The following is a 21,614-nucleotide window of genomic DNA, read 5'->3' as shown; positions in this document are numbered from 1 at the left end:
CGCGCGCATGTTGAGCATCACGCCCGAGGACGCGCTCATCGACGTGTCCCGGCGCATCGCGGTCGATGGCCTGGCGCCGGGCGAGCAGATCGAGATCGCCAGCTGCACGCAGCGCGGGGCCGGCGTGCCGTGGCGCGCGTCGGCGCGCTTCGTGGCCGACGCCGCGGGCACGGTCGACCTGCAGCGCGACGCGCCGATCGCCGGCAGCAGCTACGAAGGCGTGTCGGCGATGGGCCTGGTCTGGTCCCAGGTGCCGGACACGCCAGGTGCGCGCGAGCAGTTCGGCGCCGTGCCGGGCGCGGCGCTGCGCGCCGACATCGGCGTGCGCCGGGGCGGCGATGCGGCCGAGCTGCATGGCAGCTTCGTGCAGCGCCTGGCCGGCGAGGGCGTGACGCGCCGCGATGTGCGCGAAGAGGGCCTGGTCGGCACACTCTACATGCCCGCCGGTCCGGGTCCGCATCCGGCCGTGATGATCCTCAACGGCTCCGGCGGCGGCATCAACGAGCCGCGCGCAGCGCTGTACGCATCGCACGGCTACGCGGCCTTCGCGCTCGCCTACTTCAAGGCGCCGGGCCTCTCGGACTACATCTCGAACACCCGGCTCGAATACTTCGAGCAAGCGCTGGCCTGGCTGCACCGCACGGTGCGCCCGGCGCACGGCTTCGTCGCGCTCAGCGGCCAGTCGCGCGGCGGAGAACTGGTGCTGCTGCTGGGCACGCTGTTTCCCGAATCGGTCTCGGCGGTGATCGGCTATGTGCCCGGCGCCGTGGTGCACTGCGCGCAGAACGCTTGCGATCCCTCGCTCGGACGCGAAGGGCCCGCATGGCTCCTGCGCGGGCAGCCGCTGCCGCATGTGTGGGAAAACAACCGCACCGCGACCTGGGCGCCCTGGGACGAAGGCCCCGAGCCGCGCCGCCATGCCGACGCGCTGCTGACCGCGCTGCAAGACCCCGAGGCGGTCGAGCGCGCGCGCATCCGGGTCGAGCGCATCCGCGGCCCGGTGATGCTGCTGTCCGCGACGGACGACGGCTCCTGGCCGTCCAGCCTCTACAGCCGCATGGTGACCGAGCGCCTCGCGCAGTTCGGGCATCCGCACGCGGTGGCTCATCTCGATTTCGAAGGCGCGGGCCATTCGATCCTGTTCCCCTATGTGCCGACCACGCAGCTCGGCTATGCGCATCCGGTGTCGGGCCGGCGCAGCACCTCGGGCGGCACGCCTGCGAACAACGCGCATGCGGACGAGGCTTCCTGGCAGGGCGTGCTGCGCTTCCTGCAGCAGGCCGTGGCCGCGCACACCACATCTTCCGGAGACACCACCCATGACTGATTCACAGATTTCCCCCGACCTCGTCGACGCTTGCGTGCCGCTCGCCGAGGGCAGCGCCGTGCATGCGGTGCGCCACCAGCGCGACAAGGTGGCCGCCGCCACGCAGGGAAGCTATGAGGCCCTGTTCGATCCGGCACTGTCGGGCCCGCCGCTGGTCGAGCGGCTGCTTGCGGCCCATGCCATCGCGCGCAGCGCGGGCAGCGTCGCGCTGCAGGCGCACTACCGCGCGCGGCTCGATGCGCTGGCGCCGCTGAGCGCGACGCAGCAGGCAGCCGCCGACGGCGCCCCGGTCGAATCGCTCGGCGCGGATGCGCGGCTGCAGGCCGTGCTCGCGTTCACGCGCACGCTGACCGATCGTCCGGTCGAGGGCGATCGCGAGGCCCTGCTCAAGCTGCCGGCCGCCGGCTTGGCGACGCCCGAGGTCGTGGCGCTGGCGCAGCTGATCGCCTTCGTCGCCTACCAGGTGCGCGTGGTCGCCGGCCTGCAGGCGCTGGCCGCGCTCGGCGGCGACAGCGCCGCAGCGGCCGTGGAAGAGAACACGGCCCCCTTCGTCCACCCGGCCAACCTGCCGCCGCCGGGCGAGCCGCTGCGCATCAACGGCTACACCAGCGAGACACTGGGCTGGAAGGCCTGGCTGCCGGTGATCGACCTGACCCAGGCCTCCGCCGAACAGGTGCAGGTGCTGGACGCCAGCCACCCGAAGGCGCGCAGCTCCGACTACTACCTGCTGCTGGTGCACCAGCCGCGCATCCTGCAGGAGCGCGCCACGGTGTTCAACGCCATCATGTACGCGCCCGGCGGCCTGTCGCGCGCGGAGCGCGAACTGGCGAGCGCGGTGGTGTCGCGCATCAACGGCTGCGTGTACTGCGCCTCGGTGCACGCGCAGCGCTTCGAGCAGCTGGCCAAGCGCAACGACGTGATCGCACAGGTCTTCACCGACCCGCAAGGCGCGGGCACCACGCCGCGCGAGCGCGCCATCGTGAACCTGTCGATCGAGCTCACGCGCAGCCCGGCCGGCTTCGGTGCGCAGCAACTGCGCGCCGTGCGCGCCGCCGGCCTCACCGATCTCGAGATCCTGGACACCATCCACGCGGTGGCGATCTTCGCGTGGGCCAACCGGCTGATGCTCAACCTCGGCGAGCCGGTGTTTCCACCGCGCGACTGACACGCGCGCGGCCAGGGCGCATCGCTCATCGGTGGTCTACGCGGCCGATTGCCTTTGCGGCAGCCAACGGCGCAGCGACTGCAGCAGGTCGTCCACATAGGTGAACACCACGGGGACCACCAGAAGGCTCAGCACGGTCGAGGTGATCAGCCCGCCGATGACCACGATCGCCATCGGCTGCCGGAAGCTGGGCTCCGCGCCGAGGCCGAGGGCGTTGGGCAGCATGCCGGCGCCCATGGCGATGGTCGTCATGACGATCGGACGCGCCCGCTTGTGGCAAGCGTCGATCACCGCCTCCAGCCGTGTCATTCCGCGTTGCCGCCTCGCGAGGATCGCGTACTCGACCAGCAGGATCGAGTTCTTGGTCACGATGCCCATGAGCATCAGCACGCCGATGACCACCGGCATCGAGAACGACTGGTTCGTGAGCCACAGCGCGCCGAACGCGCCGCCCAGGGCGAGCGGCAGCGCGCAAAGAATGGTGGCGGGTTGCATGAAGTCGTGAAACAGCAGCACGAGCACCGCATAGATGCAGAAGACCCCGATCGCCATCGCCGTGCCGAAGCTCGTGAACAGCTCGGCCATGCGCTGCAACTCGCCTTGCTCCACGACGCGCACGCCCGCGGGCAGCGACTTGAAGGCCGGCAGGGCCATGGCCTCTTGCTGCACTTCGCCGAGCGCACGCCCGTTGAGCTCCACGCTCAGGGTCACGTTGCGGGAACGGTCCAGGCGGTCGATCTGCGAAGGGCCGCTGCCCATGGACACGTCCGCCACCGAGCCGAGGCTGACCGCGCCGTCATCTCCCTTGACGCGCAGCTGGGCGATCGCATCCATGTCGGCGCGCACCGAGGCATCCATGCGCACGCGAATCGCGATCTGGCGCTCGGGCAGATTCAGCTTGGGCAGCGCCGTCGAGTAGTCGCCGTAGGTCGCCAGCCGCACGGCGTCCGCGAGCGCCTCGGATGTGACGCCCAGGGCGGCGGCGCGCGCGTAGTCCGGGCGCACCTGAACCTCCGGGCGCTGCAACGCCGCGCTCGACGTCACGTTGCCGACATTCCTCAGGGTACGGAGCTGCTGCTCCGCCTGCTTGGCGGCCTTGTCGAGCGTGTCGGCATCGTCGCCAGCGAGCGTGATCTCCAGCGTCGATCCGTTGCTGCTGCCGCTGACGGTCACACGCACGCCGGGAATGGTCTTCAACCGGTCGCGGATCTTCGACTCGACCTGGGACTGCTTGAGCGTGCGGTCCCCGCGGTCCACCAGGTCCACCGTGAGCGTGGAACTGGTGACGTCGGTCGTGGCCGTCGCGCCCATGCCGCTTCCGGTGCTGGCCGTGCCGGCGGCGACGAAGACGGAGCGCACCTCGGGTATCTCGCCGAGCATCTGCTGCGCCTGCCGGCTGACGGCGACGGTCTGCTCCAGCGTGGCGTCGGGGCCGAGCTTGAGTGTCACCGTGCTCTGCGCCTTGTCTTGCGCGGGCATGAAGGCGGTCGGGATCGACAGCGCCAGCCCGATCGAAAGCACCAGGAAGAGCAGCGCGGCCGCGGCGGTGGACTTGCGATGCCGGAGCACGCCGCGCACCCACGCCAGGTAGCGCGTCATCGTGGGGCCGTCCGCCGATGCGTTGTGCAGATGGGCGGCCTTGGGCTTGAGCAGGTAGGCGGCCATCATCGGCGTGAGCAGGCGCGCCACCAGCAGCGATGCGAGCACCGCGACCGAGGCGGTCACGCCGAACTGCCGGAAGAACTTGCCCGGAATGCCGCCCATGAAGGCCGTCGGCAGGAACACCGCCACCAGCGTGAACGTCGTGGCGATCACGGCCAGGCCGATCTCGTCCGCGGCCTCCATCGCCGCCTGGTAGGGCGTCTTGCCCATCAGCAGATGCCGCTCGATGTTCTCGATTTCCACGATCGCATCGTCCACCAGCACGCCGATGACCAGGGAAAGCGAGAGAAGGGTGACCGTGTTCAGCGAATATCCCGCCAGCGCCATGAAAGCGAAGGCCGGTGCGATGGACAACGGAAGCGCGGCCGCCGCGATCCAGGTCGCGCGCATGTCGCGCAGGAACCATCCCACCACCAGAACCGCGAGCACGGCGCCTTCGAGCAGCAGCTCCATGGAGCCCTGGTAGTTCTCCTGGATCGGCGTGACGGTATTGCTGGCCTCGACGACCCTTGCCTCGGGATGCGCGGCGGAAAACTTCTTCAGCGCCTCGCGGATATCGTTGGCGACGCCGACGTCCGAGAATCCCCGGGAACGCGTGACCTGGAACCCGATCACCTTCTTGCCGTCGCGAAACGCCATGGTCGTGCGCTCGGCATTCGCATCGCTGATGCGCGCAATCTGGTCGAGCCGCACATAGCGGCCGTCGCCCAGCGACAGCGTGATGGCCGCGACTTCGGCGGCCGACCCCACCGTGGCAAGGGTGCGGCTCGACTGCTTCTGGCCGCCCACGAAGGTTTCCCCGCCCGAGGCTTCCTTCTGCGTCGCCTTGAGTCTCGTGGACACATCGGAAGGCGTGACGCCCATGCCCGCCATCAACCGCGCATCGAGATCGACGTGGACTTCGCGGCTGACGCCCCCCACTCGCGACACGGAACCGACGCCCTTGACGGCCAGCAGGCTCTTGGTGACCTGGTTGTCGACGAACCAGGACAGGTCTTTCTCATCCATCGTCTTCGATTCGATGGTGTAGGTGAGCAGCGCGCTGCTGGCCGTGGTCAGCTTGGAGACCGTCGGCGACGCCATGCTGGCCGGAAGGTCGGCCTTGGCGCTGTCGACCGCGTTGCGGACTTCATTGAGCGCTTCCTCCGAGTTCTTGTCGATCTCGAAGCTGACGCTGATGCTCACCAGGCCGTCGGTGATGGTCGTGGTGATGTGGTCAAGCCGGCTCAGCGACGCGAGCTTGTCCTCGATCTTGCGCGCAACCTCCGTCTCGAGCTGTGCCGGCGCGGCGCCTTCGAGCGAAGCGGAGACCTGGATGGTCGGCAGGTCGGTGTCGGGAAAATCCTGGATCTGCAGCGTCCTGAAGCCGATCAGCCCCAGCACCGTGAGCAGGATGAAGGTCAGGATCGCGGGGACCGGATTGCGGATGGACCAGGACGAGATATTCATCGCTTGGCCTCCGGTTGCTTCACCGTGACCTGCACACCGTCGGACAGGAATGCGCCGCCGCTGGCAACGACCAGCGCGTCGGCCGGCAGTTTCGACAGCAGCTCGACCCGGTCATCCTGGCGGCGGCCCGTCGTCACGGCCTGCGCGGAGACCTTGCTGCTCCCATCCACGAGATAGACATAGGCGCGACCGTCGCGCATCACGATCGCCGATTGCGGAAGCGTCACGGCCGGCGCATTGCCCAGCCTGACCAGGCCGCTGGCGAACATGCCTGCGCGCGCAGTGCTGCCGCCGTTCAGGCTGACGTACACCGTGGCGCGCCCGGTGGTCGTCGACAAGGTGGGCGCCGCCATGCGCACGGTGCCCTCGACGCGCTCTGCGTTGAGCAGCGTCAGCTCCGCCTTCTGGCCGGGTTTCACCGAGGCGAGCTCGCGGGCATCGAACTCTGGCCGCCACTCGAGCCGGCCCTGCCGCACAAGGCGGAAGAGCTCGGTGCCGGCGCTCACCACATTGCCGACCACGCCGGTTTTCGACGACACCACGCCGTCATCGGCAGCCAGCACGCGCGTCTGCGCGAGCTTGAGCTTCACGCTGTCCAGGTCTGCCTGGGAGGACTGAAGGGTCGCGCGCGCCGAGTCCTCCGTGATGCGGTACTCCTCGATCTGCTGCGCGGACAGCGACCCCGTCGTGCCGACGACCTTCGCCCGCCGCACATTCGCGCTGGCTTGCTCGAGGCTGCTGCGCGACTGCGCGACCACCGCTTCCTGCTTGCGCAGGTCGACCCGCAGGCCTTCGTCCGCCAGACGCGCGAGCACCTGGCCGCGCCGGACGGTGGCACCGACATCCACCATCAACTCGGCGATGCGGTAGCCGCCGGTCTCGGGGCTCACGATGATCTCCTGCCATGCCGTCACGGGGCCGCTGCCTTGCAGGGTCCGGGGCCAGTCCCGGTTGTCGGGCGTCACGACCTCGACCGTCATCGCGCTGGCCGGCGCGCTCGGCGCAAGCGCCCGGGTCGGCGGCCGCAGAAGCAGCATCGCGCCGCCGACAGCCAGGAGAAGGACCACGGCGACGGCGGCGCCGCGGCGAAGCTTGGGTTTCGATGTGATGTTCATGGCGTTCTCGTTTTTTCATCGGCCAGCGCTTCGGGCGACACGGCCGGCGTGCCGGGCTGCCATCCGCCGCCGACGGCCTTGTAGAGGGCGATCCAGTACTGGACGCGGTTCTGCTGCAGCGTGATCTCGGTGATCTCCGCCGACAGCGCCGAGCGCCGGGCCTCCTCCAGCGAGAGAAGGCTGGTGCGCCCCGCGCGCCAGTTGGTCTCGGAAGACAGGAAGTAGCTGCGGTACTCGCGCGCGGCCTTCTCCGCCTGCTCCGCCCGCAGGGCGGCGCCTTCGAGGTTCGTGAGGGCTTCTTCCACGTCCCGCACCACGGTGCGCACACCTTGCCGATAGGCGGCGATTGCCGACGTATAGCTGGCGCGCGCCGTATCGACTGCGGCATCGAGCTTGCCGCCGTCGAACAGCGGTATCGAAAGCGACGGCCCGAACGACCAGAGCGTGGCCGGCGAGGCCAGGCTGCTTGCCGACACGCTGACCGATCCGCTGAGCGACAGGCTCGGATACAGATCCGCCTGCGCCGCGCCGATCTCCGCGCCGGTGGCGACCACCTCGCGCTCGAGCGAGGCCAGGTCGGGGCGCTGCCGCAGCACCTGCGCGGGCACCGCCTGCACCTGCAGGTCGGCCGGCCGCGGCACCGGGTCGTCCCCGCCTGTGATCAGCCGCCGCAGCGACGGCTCGTCGCTGCCGGTGAGATACACCAGCGACTTGACGAGGATGTCGCATTGCGTGCGCTGCTGCACTAGGCTCGACTGCGCGCTTGCAAGGCTCGCGCGTGCCAGGGCGCCGTCAGACGGTGCGGTGAAGCCGGCCTGCACGGCGACCTCCGTCGCCTTCTCGGTGGCGGCCGTCGAGGCCGCCTCGCGCTGGTACGCATCCGCCAGCAACACGCATGCGCGGTACTGCACATAGGTATCGGCCACTTCCGCCGCGAGCGAGACACGCGCATCGTGCCAGTCGGCGGCGCGTGCCTCGACGCGCGCCTCGGACGCTTCCGTGTTGCGGCGGACCTTGCTGAACAGGTCCAGCTCCCACGAGGCATCGAAGCCGGCGCTGCGGGAGATGCCGGTGGCCGTGGACTCGCCCGACTGCAGCTGGTTGCTGCGCGAAGCCGATGCGCTGCCAGTCACGCTGGGCCGGGCCTGCGCGCGCGTGCTGCGCAGGGTGGCGCGTGCCTTCTCTATGCTGGCCCAGGCCCTCGTGAGGGAGGGACTGTCTCGCTCGGCCATCTCGACCAGGCGGGCGACACGTGTGTCGTCGAACTGCTGCCACCATTGCCGCAGGTCGCCGGTGCGCCCGCCGTGCGGCAATTCGGACTGCCATGAAGGCGGTGCCTGCGGTTGTGGCGGACCTTCGGGATGGCCTGTGGCGCAGGCGGCCAGGCCCCAGGCCAGGCAGACGGCCAGCGGGGTGGCGAACAGGGAGCGCAGCGGTGTGGTCATCCGATCTTCTTCCTCCACCGAGGTTAGAAGCGTCCCCTGTTGGCTGCGGTCAACCAGCGTTAAGCTGGGTAAATATCGGCGCCTGCCTGACGAGCCTCTGCCGGATCGGCGCCATACTCCGCCCATGCACAGGGTTCTGCTTGTCGACGACGACGTCGACCTCACATCGATGTTGTCGCTCTACATCTCCCGCGAGGGTTTCGATGTGCGTGTGGTCCATGACGGCGAGGCGGGCGTGAGCGAGGCGTTGCGCGGCAGCTATGCGCTCGTGGTGCTGGACATCATGATGCCGCGCCTGTCCGGCATCGAAGCGCTGCGCCGGATCCGCTCCACGAGCAACGTGCCGGTGCTCATGCTCACGGCGCGCGGCGACAACGTCGACAAGATCGTCGGCCTCAACATGGGCGCGGACGACTACGTTCCCAAGCCATGCACGCCCGGCGAACTGGTGGCGCGCATCCACGCGATCCTGCGGCGCACCGAAAGCCGCAACCGGCCCGAGGGCGCGAACGCCGCGCTGACGCTGACGGCCGGCGCACTCACGCTCTGGCCCGGCACGCGCCAGGCCGCCTGGCAGGGTGCGCCGCTGGAGCTGACGGGCACCGAATTCAACCTGCTGGAAGTACTGGTGCGCCATGCGGGGCAGCTGATCAGCAAGCAGGACATCGCCCTGGCCGCCTTCGACCGGCCGCTCACGCGCTTCGATCGCCGCATCGACGTGCACATCAGCAGCATCCGCCAGAAGATGGGCACGCGCGACGACGGCCGTTCGTGGATACAGAGCGTGCGCGGCCTCGGCTACCAGCTGCTCAAGGACTGAAGGGCCATGGCCCGGCCCACGCGCCTGTTCCGCAAGCTCCTGCTTGTGCTGTCGAGCTGCATGATCTCGAGCATCGGGTTGACGGCGCTCTATCTGTGGCTCATCGGAGCGGTGCCGCCGCCCAGCGATCCGGTGCCCAAGGTGAGCGGGATTCCCGTCGTTCCCGCGATGATCGCCGTGCTGGCCAGCCTGGTCTTCGGCGGCTTCCTGGCCTGGTATCTCTCCCGGCCGCTCCAGCACCTGCGCTGGGGGCTCCAGCGCATGGCGCAAGGGCATCTCGATACGCGCGTCGAACCGCTCATGAAAGGGCGCCGCGACGAGATCACCGATCTGGCGCACGACATCGACGGCATGGCGGCGCAGCTGCAGGCGCTGATCGCCGCGCGCGACCGCCTGCTGCACGACATCTCGCATGAGCTGCGTTCACCGCTGTCGCGCATCCAGGCGGCCATCGGGCTGCTCGAGCAGGATTCCTCGCAGGTGGGTGCCATGGTCGAACGCGTCGAGCGCGAGACCCGGCGCCTGGACGCGCTGATCGACGAAATGCTCACGCTGCACCGGCTGACGGCATCGGTCCCTGTCTCGCGCAGCGCGGTCGATGTGATCGAGCTGCTGCACGACATCGTGGCCGACGCAGACTTCGAGGGGCGCGCGACGAACCGCTCGGTGAGCATCGAGGCGCCCGAGCACTTCGTCGCCCAGGTGGACGGCGAGCTGATCTACCGCGCCTTCGAGAACGTGATTCGCAACGCCGTGAAGTACACGGCGCAGGGAAGCACGGTGGAGGTGCGCGCGAGCCTGCGCACGGAGGGCAGCTTGCTGGAGGTGGTGATCAGCGACCACGGGCCGGGCGTGCCGCCGCACATGCTCGAAGCGATCTTCGTGCCTTTCGTGCGGATCGACCGCCGCGAGGTCGATCGTGGTGTCGGGCTGGGCCTGGCCATCGCGCGCAGCGCGGTGCTGGCCCATGACGGCACGATCGAGGCATCGCTCGCCGACAACGGCGGCCTGCGCATCAGGATCGAACTGCCGCGCTGAAGTGCGCGTGGCGCCTCACACGCATTCGGGAGCCAGGTGGTCCAGCACCTTGACCAGGCGCTCGACGAGTCGAGTCGAGTAGATCTGCGAGGGATGGAGAATGTCCGCCATCTCGCCGCGACGCATCGGCACGCTGCCCCAGTCGGCAAACGGCACTGCGAGATCCCCCGCCAGTCGCCGAACCGTCGCGTCGCCTCGTGCACGCACGTCGGCACCGGCGAGCGTTTGCGACAGGCCCGTCAAGACCACGTCGCGGCCCTCCGCCCTGGTTTGCGTGACCATGGAGCGCAAAGCCGGCTCCAGCGGCAAGTTCTGCATCGCGTCATTGAGCCCATGCTGGATGACCACGATGCGGCTCGAACGTGCTTCACTCGCGAATGCCGCCGACCGTGCGCTGGCTGTTTCCCCGCTCACGGAATGATCGATCACCCGGTATCTGGGACGCATCCGGCGCAGAGCGGCCGCCGGGCTTTCATCGAGCCGCCGGTCGCCCAGGTAACCGCCATGAAGGATGGAGTCGCCATAGAGCTCCACGCTGCAGGCACCTTTGGGCTTCGCGGCACGATCGCCGGAGCGGCTTGCAAGCGACACTCCGGTGCTCTTTACGTGGTCTTCCGAGGGGGCGACGGAGGTTTGCGCGCAGCCGGTGGCCAGCGCCATGCTCAAGATGCGGGCGATCGTTCCGAACCGACCGGCTCGCCGAGGTGGAACGCGGATGAGATCAGGCATTCCCTCAGGCTAGAGGGCAAAGAAGGAGAAAAAATGGAGACTTCGTGCCGGTCAGCAGCTGAAGCGGCAGGGGATGTGCCGCGCCATGCGATGGATGCGCGGAGATTCCAGGCGCGTCGATTCAGGAGGCGTTGTCCGAAGGCTTCGCGGCCACGGGCGTGTTCGTGATCTCGACCCATCCACCGCCCAGCGTCTTGTAGAACGTCACCAGGTTGGTGAAGCGCGACAGGCGCGTGCCGATCAGGTCCTGCTGGGCGGTGTAGAGCGAGCGCTGCGAGTCGAGCACGCTCAGGTAACTGTCCACGCCGCGGCTGAAGCGCGCCTGCGACAGGCGGTAGCTGTCCGCCGTCGCGTTCACCAGCGACTGCTGTGCATCGAGCTGGCGCCCGAGCGTGTTGCGTTGCGCCAGCGCGTCCGACACTTCGCGGAATGCGGTCTGGATCGCCTTCTCGTATTGCGCCACAGAGATGTCGCGGCTCACCGTCGCGATCTTGAGGTTGGCGCGGTTGGTGCCGCCGTCGAAGATCGGCAGCGTGATCTGCGGCGCGAAGCTCCAGCTGCCCGAGCCGCCCTTGAACAGGCCCGATAGCTCGCTGCTCGACGTGCCCGCCGACGCCGTGAGGCTGATGCGCGGATAGAAGGCTGCGCGCGCCGCGCCGATGTAGGCATTGGCCGCCTTGAGGTCGCGCTCGGCCTGCAGGATGTCGGGGCGGCGCTGCAGCAGGTCCGAGGGCAGCCCCGGCGGGATGGAGGCCAGCGGGCTGGCCTCGGCCGCCGCCCCGTCGGGGAGCACGCGCGGCAGGAGTTCGTCGGGCACTTCGGCGCCCACGAGCAGCACCAGTGCATTGCGGTCCTGCGCAACCTGCGAGGTGTAGCGCTCGACATCCACGCGCGCGCTGTCCACGCTGGTCTGTGCCTGGCTCAGCGTGAGGGCCGAAGCCGCACCCAGTTCGAAGCTGCGCTGGTTGAGCCGGTAGGAGTCGCCCTGGCTGCGCAGCGTGTCGCGCGCGAGTGCCAGCCGGTCCTGATCGGCGGCGAGGGTGAGATAGGCGGTCGCCACCTCGGCCACCAGGCTGATCTGCGTGCTGCGGCGCGCTTCGGCCGTGGAGAGGAACTGCTGCAGCGCCTGCGCGCTCAGGCTGCGCACACGACCGAAGAGGTCGATCTCATAGGCGCTGAATCCGAGCGACGCGCTGTACTGGCGCGCTGTGAGCGCCTCGCCGGTGGACGACAGGTCGGCAGGGGTGCGGCTGCCGATGCCGCCGGCGCTGGCATTGACGGTGGGAAAGAGCGCCGCGTCCTGCACGCGGTACTGCGCACGCGCCTTCTCGATGTTCAGCACCGCCACGCGCAGGTCGCGGTTGTTGGCGAGGCTCATCTCGATCACGCGCTGCAGCGATGGATCGGTGAAGACGTCGCGCCAGCCGAGATCCGACACTGGCGTGGATGCCGGGTCGGCGGGACCCGTGTCGCCGGCGAACTTGCCGGCCACGGGGGCGGCGGGCTGCTGGTAGGCCGGCATCAGGCTGCAGCCGGCCATCAGGACTGCGAGCGCGAGGGGCGCAAGACGGAATGGTTTCATGGCGGATGCCTCAGGATGCGGCCGCGGCCGGTTGTACGTGGGGGGCGGTGGGGGCAGCGGGAGTGGCCGAAGCGCCCTTGAAGAGACCGCGCACCAGCACGAAGAAAAGCGGCACGAAGAAGATCGCGAGCAGCGTGCCGGACAGCATGCCGCCGATCACCGCCGTGCCCAGCGCGTGCTGTGCGCCGGCCCCGGCGCCGCTGCCCAGCACCAGCGGCAGCACGCCGAGAATGAAGGCCAGCGAAGTCATCAGGATGGGCCGCAGGCGCAGGCGTGCCGCCTCCAGCGCCGACTCCACCAGTCCCTTGCCCTGCGCATGCAGGTCTTTCGCGAACTCGACGATCAGGATGGCGTTCTTCGAAGCGAGCCCGATCGTGGTGAGCAGGCCCACCTGGAAGTACACGTCGTTCATCTTCCAGGTCAGGATCGCTCCGACCAGTGCGCCCAGCACACCGAGCGGCACCACCAGGATCACCGAGAACGGGATGGACCAGCTCTCGTAGAGCGCGGCAAGGCAGAGGAACACGATCAGGATCGACAGCCCGTACAGCAGGCCGGTCTGGCCGCTCGATGCCTTCTCCTGGCGCGACAGACCGGTCCATTCGTAGCCGATGCCCGCCGGCAGCTGCGCGACCGCCGCTTCCACGATGGCGAGCGCCTCGCCGCTCGATGCGCTCCCCGGCATCGCCATGCCCAAAATTTCGACCGAGGGCACCCCGTTGTAGCGCTCCAGGCGCGGCGAACCCGAGCTCCAGCCGGCCTTGGCGAAGGAAGTGAAGGGCACCATCGTTCCGGCGCTGTTGCGCACGTACCAGCGGTCGATGTCCTCAGGGAGCATGCGATAGCGGGCATCGGCCTGCAGCATCACCTTCTTCACGCGTCCCTTGTCGATGAAGTCGTTGACGTAGCTGCTGCCCCAGGCGGCCGAGAAGGTGTCGTTGATGTCCGACATCGAAAGGCCCTGGGCCTGCGCCTTGTGCGGATCGATTTCGAGCCTGAATTCGGGTGTGTCCTCCAGGCCGTTGGGGCGCACGGCCACCAGGCGCTTGTCCTTGGACAGCGTGCCGAGCAGCTGGTTGCGCGCCTGCATCAGGGCCGCGTGCCCAAGGTTGGCGCGGTCCTGCAGCATCAGGTCGAAGCCGGTCGCGTTGCCGAGCTCGGCCACGGCCGGCGGCGCGAAGGCAAACACCTTGGCGTCGCGGATCGTGTTGAAGAAGGCACCGGCCTTGGCCGCCACGCCGGTCACGCTCAGGGCCTCGCCCTTGCGCTCGTCCCAGGGCTTGAGCTTGATGAATGCGAAGCCGGTGTTCTGGCCGCTGCCCGCAAAGCTGAAGCCGGCCACGGTGAAGATGCCCGAGACGACATCTTTCTGGTCGACCAGGAAGTGATGCTCCACCTGGCGGATCACTTCTTCCGTGCGCGCGTTGGTCGCGCCCGGCGGCAATTGCACCAGCGCGAACATCGTGCCCTGGTCCTCGTCGGGCAGGAAGCCCACCGGCAGCTTCATGAAGCCGACCACCACCACCGCCAGCAGCACCGCGTACACCGCCATGTAGCGCCAGCCCTTGGCCACCATGTGCCGCACGATGCCCTGGTAGCGCCCGTTGCCGCGGTCGAAGCTGCGGTTGAACCAGCCGAAGAATCCGGTGGTCGCCATCGCGTGGCCCTTGTGCACCGGCTTGAGCAGCGTTGCGCACAAGGCCGGCGTGAGCACCATCGCCACCAGCACCGACAGCGTCATCGCCGAGACGATGGTGATCGAGAACTGCCGGTAGATCACGCCCGTGGAGCCGCCGAAGAAGGCCATCGGCACGAACACCGCCGCCAGCACCAGGGCCACGCCCACCAGCGCGCCGGTGATCTGACCCATGGACTTGCGCGTGGCCTCCTTGGGCGACAGGCCCTCTTCGGTCATCACGCGCTCGACGTTCTCGACCACCACGATCGCATCGTCCACCAGCAGGCCGATGGCCAGCACCATCGCGAACATCGTCAGCGTGTTGATGGTGAAGCCGAAGGCCGCGAGCACGCCGAAGGTGCCCAGCAGCACCACCGGAACCGCGATGGTCGGGATCAGCGTGGCGCGGAAGTTCTGCAGGAACAGGTACATCACCAGGAACACCAGCACCACGGCCTCGACCAGCGTCTTGATGACCTCCTCGATGGAGATCCGCACGAAGGGCGTGGTGTCGTAGGGCTTCTGCACCTTCATGCCCTGCGGAAAGAACTTCTCGAGCTCCGCCACCCGCGCGTCGATGGCCTTGACCGTATCGAGTGCATTGGCGCCCGCGGCCAGCTTGATGGCCAGGCCGGCGGCCGGCTTGCCGTTGTAGCGCCCGACCGTGTTGTACGACTCGCTGCCGAGCTCGATGCGGGCGACGTCGCGCAGGCGCACCTGGGCGCCGTTGGTCTGCGTGCGCAGCAGTATGTCCTCGAACTCCTGCGCGGTCTTCAGGCGCGTCTGCGAGGTGATAGTCGCGTTGATCTGCTGGTTGGCGGCTGCCGGCATGCCGCCGAGCTGGCCGGCCGACACCTGCGCGTTCTGCGCCTGGATCGCGGTCTTCACGTCCAGCGGCGTGAGGCTGAAGTTGGCGAGCTTGTTCGGGTCGAGCCAGATGCGCATGGCGTACTGCGAGCCGAAGAGCGTGGTGTCGCCGACACCCTCCACGCGGCTGAGTGCTTCCTGCACGTTCGCGGCCACGTAGTCCGACAGGTCGGAGCCGTTCATGCTGCCGTCTTCGGAGGTGAAGGCCAGCACGTTCAGGAAGTTGGTGGCCGACTTGGTGACGGTCACGCCCTGCTGTTGCACCTCCTGCGGCAGCAGCGGCGTGGCCAGCGAGAGCTTGTTCTGCACCTGCACCTGCGCGGTGTCGGGGTCGGTGCCGTTCTCGAAGGTGAGGGTGATGGTGACCGAGCCGGACGATTCGCTGGTCGACGCCATGTAGCTGAGCCGGTCCAGCCCCTTCATCTTCTGTTCGATGACCTGGGTGACGGTGTCCTCCAGCGTCTTGGCGGAAGCGCCGGGGTAGTTGGCGGTGATGGCGACGGCGGGCGGCGCGATGCTGGGGTACTGCGCGATCGGCAGTGTGGCGATTGCCATTGCGCCGCCCAGCATCACGATGATGGCGAGCACCCACGCGAAGATGGGCCGGTCGATGAAAAAACGTGCCATGACGGTCTTTCGCGATCAGTTGGCCGCGCCGGCAGGCTCGGACGGAGCTGCCTTGGCGGTCTCGGTGCCTGGCACGGACTTGGGGTTCCATTGCACCGTCTTCACCTCGACGCCCGGCGCCGCGCGCTGCTGGCCGTCCACCACCAGCTGGTCGCCGGCCTTCAGGCCGCTGCGCACCAGCCACTGGTCGCCGATGGCGCGCTCGGTCTCGAGTGCGCGCCGCTGCAGCTTGTGCTGGGCGTCCACCACATAGGCCACGGGCTTGCCGGCACCGTCGCGCGACACCGCCTGCTGCGGCACCATGAGCGCCTGATCCTTCACGCCTTCCTGCAGCACCGCGCGCACGTACATGCCGGGCAGCAGATCCGCGTCGGGGTTGGGGAACACCGCGCGCAGCGTGATCGCGCCTGTGTTCTGGTCCACGGTGACGTCGGAGAACTCGAGCTTGCCCTCGAGCGGGTAGGTGCTGCCGTCTTCCAGCAGCAGCCGCACTTTCGCGGCATTGGCGCCGCTCTTCTGCAGGTCGCCGCGCGCCATCGCCTGCTTGAGCTGAAGCATCGCGGCGCTGGGCTGGGTCACGTCGACGTAGATCGGGTCGAGCTGCTGGATGGTGGCCAGCGCGGTCGATTGGCTGGCCGTGACCAATGCGCCCGGCGTGACCGACGACTTGCCGATGCGCCCCGAGATCGGCGCGTCGATGCGTGCGTAGGCGAGGTTGATGCGGCTCGTTTCGACATTGGCCTTGGCCGAGGCGACGTCGGCCTCGCCTTGCTGCAGCGAAGCGGCGGCGTCGTCGTAGTCCTGCTGGCTCACGGCCTTGATGGCCACCAGCTCCTTGTAGCGCTCGGCCTTGAGCCGCGTGGTCACCAGGCTGGCCTGCGCCTTGGCGAGCGCGGCGAGATTGCTGTCGTAGGTCGCCTTGTAGGTGGCGGGATCGATCTGGTAGAGCGCCTCGCCGGCCTTCACGTCGCTGCCCTCGCGGAACTGGCGGGTCTTGACGATGCCGCCGACCTGCGGGCGCACGTCGGCGATGAGAAAGGGCACGGTGCGCCCTGGCAGCTCGGTCGTGATGGCCACGCGCTGCGGCTGCACCGTGACCACGCCGACTTCAGGGGTGTCGGCCGCCGGAGGCGGGCCGCCCGGCGGCTTGCCGCAGGCCACGAGCATGCAGGTGGACATGACGGCCGTGAGGAATGTCAGGCCGTAGGTCAGAGGGGGGCGCATCGCGATTCTCCTGGGAAAAACGACGGGACGTTGCTTTGTCTCGCCGACTCATAAATAGACAGTGCTGTACTGAAATGTATTTTGACTTCAGGAGGGTGTCAATTAAAATAGTCAGACGTGTACAAAAATAAGGAGGCACACGGTATGCGGGTCAAGACAGAAGCCAAGCGCGACGCCATCGTCCAGGTGGCATCGGAAGTTTTCAGGGAGCTGGGGTTCGAGGGCGCCTCGATGGTGGAGATCGCTGCCCGCGTGGGGGGCTCCAGAGCGACCCTGTACGGCTACTTCAGCTCGAAGGAAGAACTGTTCGTTGCGGTGATCCACGCCTCCGCAAGCAAGCACTTCGATCCGATCTTCACGGCGCTGGCGCAGGAGGGCGAGGACGACCTCGCCCAGGTGCTGCAGCGGTTCGGCGAGAAGATCCTGGCCGTGGTGTGCTCGCAAGAGGTCATCCAGGCGCAGAGGGCGGTGATCGCCGAATCCGGCCGCAGCGACATAGGCCGGCTCTTCTATGAAGGCGGGCCCAGGAAGGGCGTGACCGCAATGGCGGACTTCCTGGGCCAGCAGATGCAAAAGGGCCGGCTGCGAACGGCCGACCCTGTCGTGGCGGCACACCACCTGATGAGCCTTCTGGATTCGGAGACCGTCAAGCCGAGCCTGATCGGCATCCAGGGACCGCTGACACGCAAGGAGCTTCGCGAGGCGACGCGGCGCGCCGTGCAGGTGTTTCTTGGCGGATACGCCGCGGAGGGCCGGCCTGCCGAGTGAGGACGGCAGGCAGGCACGCCTCCTGGCAAGCGCTTGTTTCAATTCAACTGCCAATTGATGGCAGGAAGCGACCCTGACCGGCGCCTGACCCGACGGCCGTCCGGATCGAGGGGCTGTCGCAGCTTCATCACAGCCGTGCGATATGGGCCTGCCGTTCACGGCAATGACTTCTTGCCCCCCTAGATTGCGCGTGGCCGCAGAGGGCCGACATGCCGAGCCCCGCGCCTTCATTTCCTCCATCCACTTCCTCATGCCGCATCTCTTTCCCTACGCCCGCCCCTTCGCCATCACCCTCGTCGCGGCCCTGTGCCTCTCGGCCTGCGGCGGCGGCAGCAACGACGGTGTCTCGTTTCCCATCTCGGGCACGCCGGCCACCACGAATCCGACCGCCGTCGTGGTGGCCGGGCCTCCGAAGGACCTGGGCTTCACGGACACCGCGCCCGTGCCCGACACGGCCGCGATTCCGCCCTTCGTCGACAACGTCGCGACCAACCAGCGTGGCGATGCGCGCTACGCGACCAAGGAAACCAATGCCGGCGTGCGCGTGGTGGCCGGCTTCCTCGACTTCTGGCAGCCCAGCACGCTGCTGGTCGACGCGGGCGTGTCGGCGCCGGCGCAGGGAAGCTTTCCGGCGGTCGTTCAGTCGACGTGGAGCGGCATTCCGGGCGACGCCTCCGACGGCAAGATCCTCAACAGCGGGGTGCTGAACAGCAACATCCAGTACGTCGTCGACGCCACCAACGCACGCACCAGCGCGCAGGAGCTGGCCGCCTACCTGGACGACCGCCGCGGCAAGGGCTACAGCATCAGCGACGGCATGGGCCCGCTCACCAGCGCCTGGCGCGCGGCCACGCAGCAGGTCACCACCATCACCGGCATCGCACCGGACGCCACCACGGTGCTCTACAACGACGGCGGCAACGACGTGGGCGTGGGCGGTGCCGCGAACCCGGCCTTCGGCACGGTGGTCGACCTGCTCAAGAACATCGGCGAGAACGGTTCCACCGAGCCCGCCAAGCGCTTCTACAAGTACGCACGTCCCTGGCGCTGGAGCAGCAGCGTGAAGGTGGTGCCCGCGCTGGAACCCGCCAAGAGCGGCACGCCCGCCACCGACGGCGGCTTCGTGAGCGGCCACACGGCCGAGGCGGTGCGCGATGCCATCGCCTCCGCCTACGTCGTGCCGCAGCGCTTCCAGGAAATGGTGGCGCGCGGCCTCGAACTCGGCGAGAACCGCATCCTGGCCGGCATGCATTCGCCGCTGGACGTGGTCGGCGGACGACTGCACGGCCAGGCCGTGGCGGCCGCGAGCCTGGCCACCGGCGCCAACGCCGCGCGCAAGAGCGCGACCTATGCCCAGGCGCAGAGCGTGCTGATGACCGCGGTGGGCGCCAGCGATGCCGCCGCCTTCAACAGCTTCGCCCATTCGCAGGGCGCCGCGGCCGACCGCTTTGCCGACCATGCCGCGAGCAAGGCCGACTACCTGCGCCGCCTGACCTTCGGCTTCAAGCCGGTGGCAGATACGACCAAGCCCGCAGTGGTGCCCAAGGGCGCCGAAGTGCTGCTCGAAACGCGCCTGCCGTACCTCGATGCCACGCAGCGCCGCGTGGTGCTCAAGACCACGGCCGTGGCCTCCGGCTACCCGGTGATGGACGACCCCGAAGGCTGGGGCCGCCTCAACCTGTTCGACGCGGCCGACGGCTACGGCGTCTTCAACGGCGACGTGGTCGTGACCATGGACGCCAGCCGCGGCGGCTTCAATGCGCTGGACAGCTGGCGCAACAACATCTCCGGCGCCGGCAAGCTCACCAAGAAGGGCAGCGGCGCGCTCGCGCTCGGTGGCAGCAACAGCTACACGGGCGGCACGCAGCTGATGGAAGGCTCGCTGCAGGCAGACGCGGCTGCGGCTTTCGGCAAGGGCAACGTCTACGTCGGTGGCGGCACGCTCGTCTGCAACGCCGCTTCGACGGTCACGATGGCGGGCGCCTACACGCAGCTGGCGGGCACGACGCTGCAGCTGAACCTGGGCGGCAACGGCGCGGGCCGCCTGAGCGTGGCGGGTGTGGCCGCCCTCGACGGAACGCTGAACCTGAGCTTCAAGCCAGGCTTTGCGCCCAGCGCGGGCGACACGCTCACCGTCATCAGCAGCGGTACCCTGACCGGCCGCTTCTCGGCCATCAACGCACCGGGCTTCAAGGTCACGCCGACCTACACGGGCACGCAGCTCGTCGTGCGCTTCGACGCATGACCTCCCGTTGATCTAGTCGACAGACTGCCTCTTCTTCAAGCGGGAAGGGTGCAGCTCGACGCCCGGGGTGTCGAGGGAATGCGTCAGCACATTCCCATGCGTGGAGTCGGTCACGAACAGCGTGGACCGGTTCGGACCGCCGAAGGCGATGTTGGTGGTCGAGGCACCGGCAGGACCGCGCAGCACCATGACGGGTTCCGCGCGCGTGTTGAGCACCCAGACGTAGCCCAGCCCGGGGTTCGCAACCAGCACTCGGCCCTGCGTGTCGACCGCGAGCCCGTCGGGGCCGCTGGGCCCGTACGAAGTGAAGAACTGGCTCACCTTGGCCACGCTCCCGTCGGCCAGCAGCGGCACGCGCCAGACGCAGTTGCCCCGCGTCACCGCCAGGTAGAGCACCTTGCCGTCCGGCGAAAGGGCCACGCCGTTGGGGCTGGGCACATTCGACAGGAGCAGGTCGAGCTGGCCGTTCGGGCGCAGCCGGTAGAGCCGGCCCGATGGATCGTGCAGCCCGCTTTGCCCCTGGTCCGTGAAGTAGATGTTGCCCTGGGCGTCGAGCACGAGGTCGTTCACGCCCTTGAAGCTCTCGGTGTTGCGCCGCTGCAGGTGCGGCGTGATCTGCCCGGTCTGCACGTCCACGCGCATCAGGCCGTTCTTGTAGTCGGTGACGAGCAGGGTGTGGGCGTCGATGAACTTCATGCCGTTGGGTTCGCCGTCGTACTCGGCCACCTGCGTCCATGCGCCGGCCGGGTCGATCCGGAAGATCCGGCCGAAGGGAATGTCGCAGACGTAGAGGTTGCCGGCGTCGTCGAACACCGGCCCTTCAAGGAACGAGTCGGTCGGCTGCCCGCCGCGGTTGGCGTCGGCCCAGACACTGCGCTGCGGCCGGCGCAGCGACGCGGGCATGGTCGTGAAGGTCTGCAGTTCCAGCACCTGGGGCGCTTGCAGAAAGTACATATCGGTCTCCTGGGAAGGCGGTGCTGCGGCTCAAGCGGCCGCAAAGCCGTAGAGCTTCGCCGGGTTGTCCACCAGGATGCGGTCGCGCACCGCGGTACTGTCGCACCAGGCCGCGAGAACGTCGGCCAGGTCGGCATCGTTGACGGTGTCCGGCGCCTCGGTGGTGTGGGGCCAGTCGCTGCCCCACACCAGGCGCTCCGGCGCGGCGGTGACCAGCGCGCGGCCGAGCTCGAATGCGTCGCCGTAGGCGGGCGCCCCGTCGCGCGATCGCATGTACACGCCCGACAGCTTCATCCATGTGTTGCCGCCGTCCAGCAGCCGGCGCGCGACCGCATAGGCCTCGCCCTTGACGCCTTCCGCCGGATCGATGCGGGCCATGTGGTCGATGACCAGCGGCACCGGGAGTGCGGCGAGCACCGGGGCCAGCGCCACCAGCTGCTCCGGCTGAACGAAGACCTGGACGTGCCAGCCCAGGCGGGCCACCTTGCGGGCCAGCGTGGTCAGCATCTCCGGCGTGGTCGTTCCCCAGGACTGCGGAGTGACGAAGTTCACGCGCAGGCCGCACACGCGCTGCGCCGCGAGCGCATCGAGCTCGCTGTCGGCCACCTGATGGCCGACGACGGCCACGCCGCGTGCACGCTCGCCCAGTTGCGCGAGTGCGTCGAGCGTGCAGGCGTTGTCCGTGCCGTACGTCGAGGGATTGACCACCACCGTGCGCGAGGTCCCCAGCCGCTGCTGCAACCGGCGATAGGCCGCCACATCGGCGTGCGGCGGCTGGCGCGTCCAGTGCGGCGACGGCGCGAACCGCGGATCGAAGATGTGCATGTGGCTGTCGCAGGCATCCGGCGGCAAGTCATGCGCGGGCCGGTCGATGCCGACGGAATGAGGAACCGGTCGAGAGTCCGGCACGTTGTTCATG

At 68.6% G+C, this 21,614-nt stretch carries 15 protein-coding genes; 6 read left to right on the top strand and 9 right to left on the bottom strand.

Translation table 11 applies throughout. From position 1 onward, the window contains the following. Positions 1–7: 7 nt before the first annotated feature. Complete coding sequence (locus C4F17_RS33250) at positions 8–1,327, top strand: acyl-CoA thioesterase/bile acid-CoA:amino acid N-acyltransferase family protein (protein ID WP_199852010.1); 1,320 nt, start codon at positions 8–10, stop codon at positions 1,325–1,327. Next, positions 1,320–2,492 carry a CMD domain-containing protein gene (locus C4F17_RS33245; RefSeq protein ID WP_199852009.1) on the top strand — a complete coding sequence of 391 codons (1,173 nt, stop codon included), beginning with the start codon at positions 1,320–1,322 and terminating at the stop codon, positions 2,490–2,492. Before C4F17_RS33250 ends, C4F17_RS33245 begins: the two co-directional genes overlap by 8 nt. A 36-nt stretch (positions 2,493–2,528) precedes the next feature. Here C4F17_RS33245 and C4F17_RS31860 read toward each other — a convergent pair whose 3' ends face one another. The 3 genes from C4F17_RS31860 to C4F17_RS31850 are packed head-to-tail and all read right to left on the bottom strand — an operon-like array spanning position 2,529 to position 8,163. Beyond that, positions 2,529–5,603: an efflux RND transporter permease subunit gene (locus C4F17_RS31860; protein WP_106938352.1), complete on the bottom strand. Its 3,075-nt coding sequence runs from the start codon at positions 5,601–5,603 to the stop codon at positions 2,529–2,531. Further along, a complete protein-coding gene (locus tag C4F17_RS31855) occupies positions 5,600–6,718 on the bottom strand; it encodes an efflux RND transporter periplasmic adaptor subunit (protein ID WP_106938351.1) in 1,119 nt (372 codons plus the stop codon). Before C4F17_RS31855 ends, C4F17_RS31860 begins: the two co-directional genes overlap by 4 nt. Then, positions 6,715–8,163 (bottom strand): efflux transporter outer membrane subunit, encoded by a 1,449-nt coding sequence (locus C4F17_RS31850; protein WP_106938350.1) that lies wholly within the window; start codon positions 8,161–8,163, stop codon positions 6,715–6,717. The genes C4F17_RS31855 and C4F17_RS31850 overlap by 4 nt, the downstream gene beginning before the upstream one ends. A 124-nt stretch (positions 8,164–8,287) precedes the next feature. On the opposite strand from C4F17_RS31850, the gene C4F17_RS31845 reads away from it, so the two are divergent. Next, the gene (locus C4F17_RS31845; RefSeq protein WP_106938349.1) at positions 8,288–8,983 is read left to right on the top strand and encodes a response regulator transcription factor; all 696 of its coding nucleotides are present in this window, start codon (positions 8,288–8,290) and stop codon (positions 8,981–8,983) included. 6 nt (positions 8,984–8,989) lie between these two features. Continuing rightward, positions 8,990–10,021, top strand: coding sequence for a HAMP domain-containing sensor histidine kinase (locus C4F17_RS31840; RefSeq protein ID WP_106938348.1), 1,032 nt, complete (start codon positions 8,990–8,992; stop codon positions 10,019–10,021). A 15-nt stretch (positions 10,022–10,036) separates the two neighbouring features. On the opposite strand, the gene C4F17_RS31835 is transcribed toward C4F17_RS31840, so the two are convergent. From C4F17_RS31835 to C4F17_RS31820, 4 genes are all read right to left on the bottom strand, one after another. Continuing rightward, positions 10,037–10,681: an SGNH/GDSL hydrolase family protein gene (locus C4F17_RS31835; protein ID WP_159053797.1), complete on the bottom strand. Its 645-nt coding sequence runs from the start codon at positions 10,679–10,681 to the stop codon at positions 10,037–10,039. A 190-nt stretch (positions 10,682–10,871) separates the two neighbouring features. Beyond that, positions 10,872–12,332, bottom strand: a complete 1,461-nt coding sequence (gene adeC / locus C4F17_RS31830) for an AdeC/AdeK/OprM family multidrug efflux complex outer membrane factor (RefSeq protein WP_106938346.1) — start codon at positions 12,330–12,332, stop codon at positions 10,872–10,874. Between the two features lie 10 nt (positions 12,333–12,342). Then, on the bottom strand, positions 12,343–15,504 hold the full coding sequence (locus C4F17_RS31825; protein WP_106938345.1) for an efflux RND transporter permease subunit: 3,162 nt from the start codon (positions 15,502–15,504) through the stop codon (positions 12,343–12,345). Between the two features lie 15 nt (positions 15,505–15,519). Next, positions 15,520–16,728, bottom strand: coding sequence for an efflux RND transporter periplasmic adaptor subunit (locus C4F17_RS31820; protein ID WP_106938344.1), 1,209 nt, complete (start codon positions 16,726–16,728; stop codon positions 15,520–15,522). Between the two features lie 144 nt (positions 16,729–16,872). Here C4F17_RS31820 and C4F17_RS31815 point away from each other — a divergent pair, with 144 nt between their 5' ends. Further along, positions 16,873–17,496 carry a TetR/AcrR family transcriptional regulator gene (locus tag C4F17_RS31815; RefSeq protein ID WP_106938343.1) on the top strand — a complete coding sequence of 208 codons (624 nt, stop codon included), beginning with the start codon at positions 16,873–16,875 and terminating at the stop codon, positions 17,494–17,496. Between the two features lie 250 nt (positions 17,497–17,746). Beyond that, on the top strand, positions 17,747–19,741 hold the full coding sequence (locus C4F17_RS31810) for a phosphatase PAP2 family protein (RefSeq protein ID WP_106938536.1): 1,995 nt from the start codon (positions 17,747–17,749) through the stop codon (positions 19,739–19,741). A gap of 12 nt (positions 19,742–19,753) precedes the next feature. On the opposite strand, the gene C4F17_RS31805 is transcribed toward C4F17_RS31810, so the two are convergent. Next, positions 19,754–20,695, bottom strand: a complete 942-nt coding sequence (locus tag C4F17_RS31805) for an SMP-30/gluconolactonase/LRE family protein (protein WP_106938342.1) — start codon at positions 20,693–20,695, stop codon at positions 19,754–19,756. A gap of 30 nt (positions 20,696–20,725) precedes the next feature. Further along, positions 20,726–21,613 carry an amidohydrolase family protein gene (locus C4F17_RS31800; RefSeq protein ID WP_106938341.1) on the bottom strand — a complete coding sequence of 296 codons (888 nt, stop codon included), beginning with the start codon at positions 21,611–21,613 and terminating at the stop codon, positions 20,726–20,728. Position 21,614: the final 1 nt, after the last annotated feature.

Source organism: Variovorax sp. PMC12 (assembly GCF_003019815.1).
Lineage (GTDB): Bacteria > Pseudomonadota > Gammaproteobacteria > Burkholderiales > Burkholderiaceae_C > Variovorax.
This window is presented reverse-complemented; position numbering and strand designations above follow the sequence as displayed.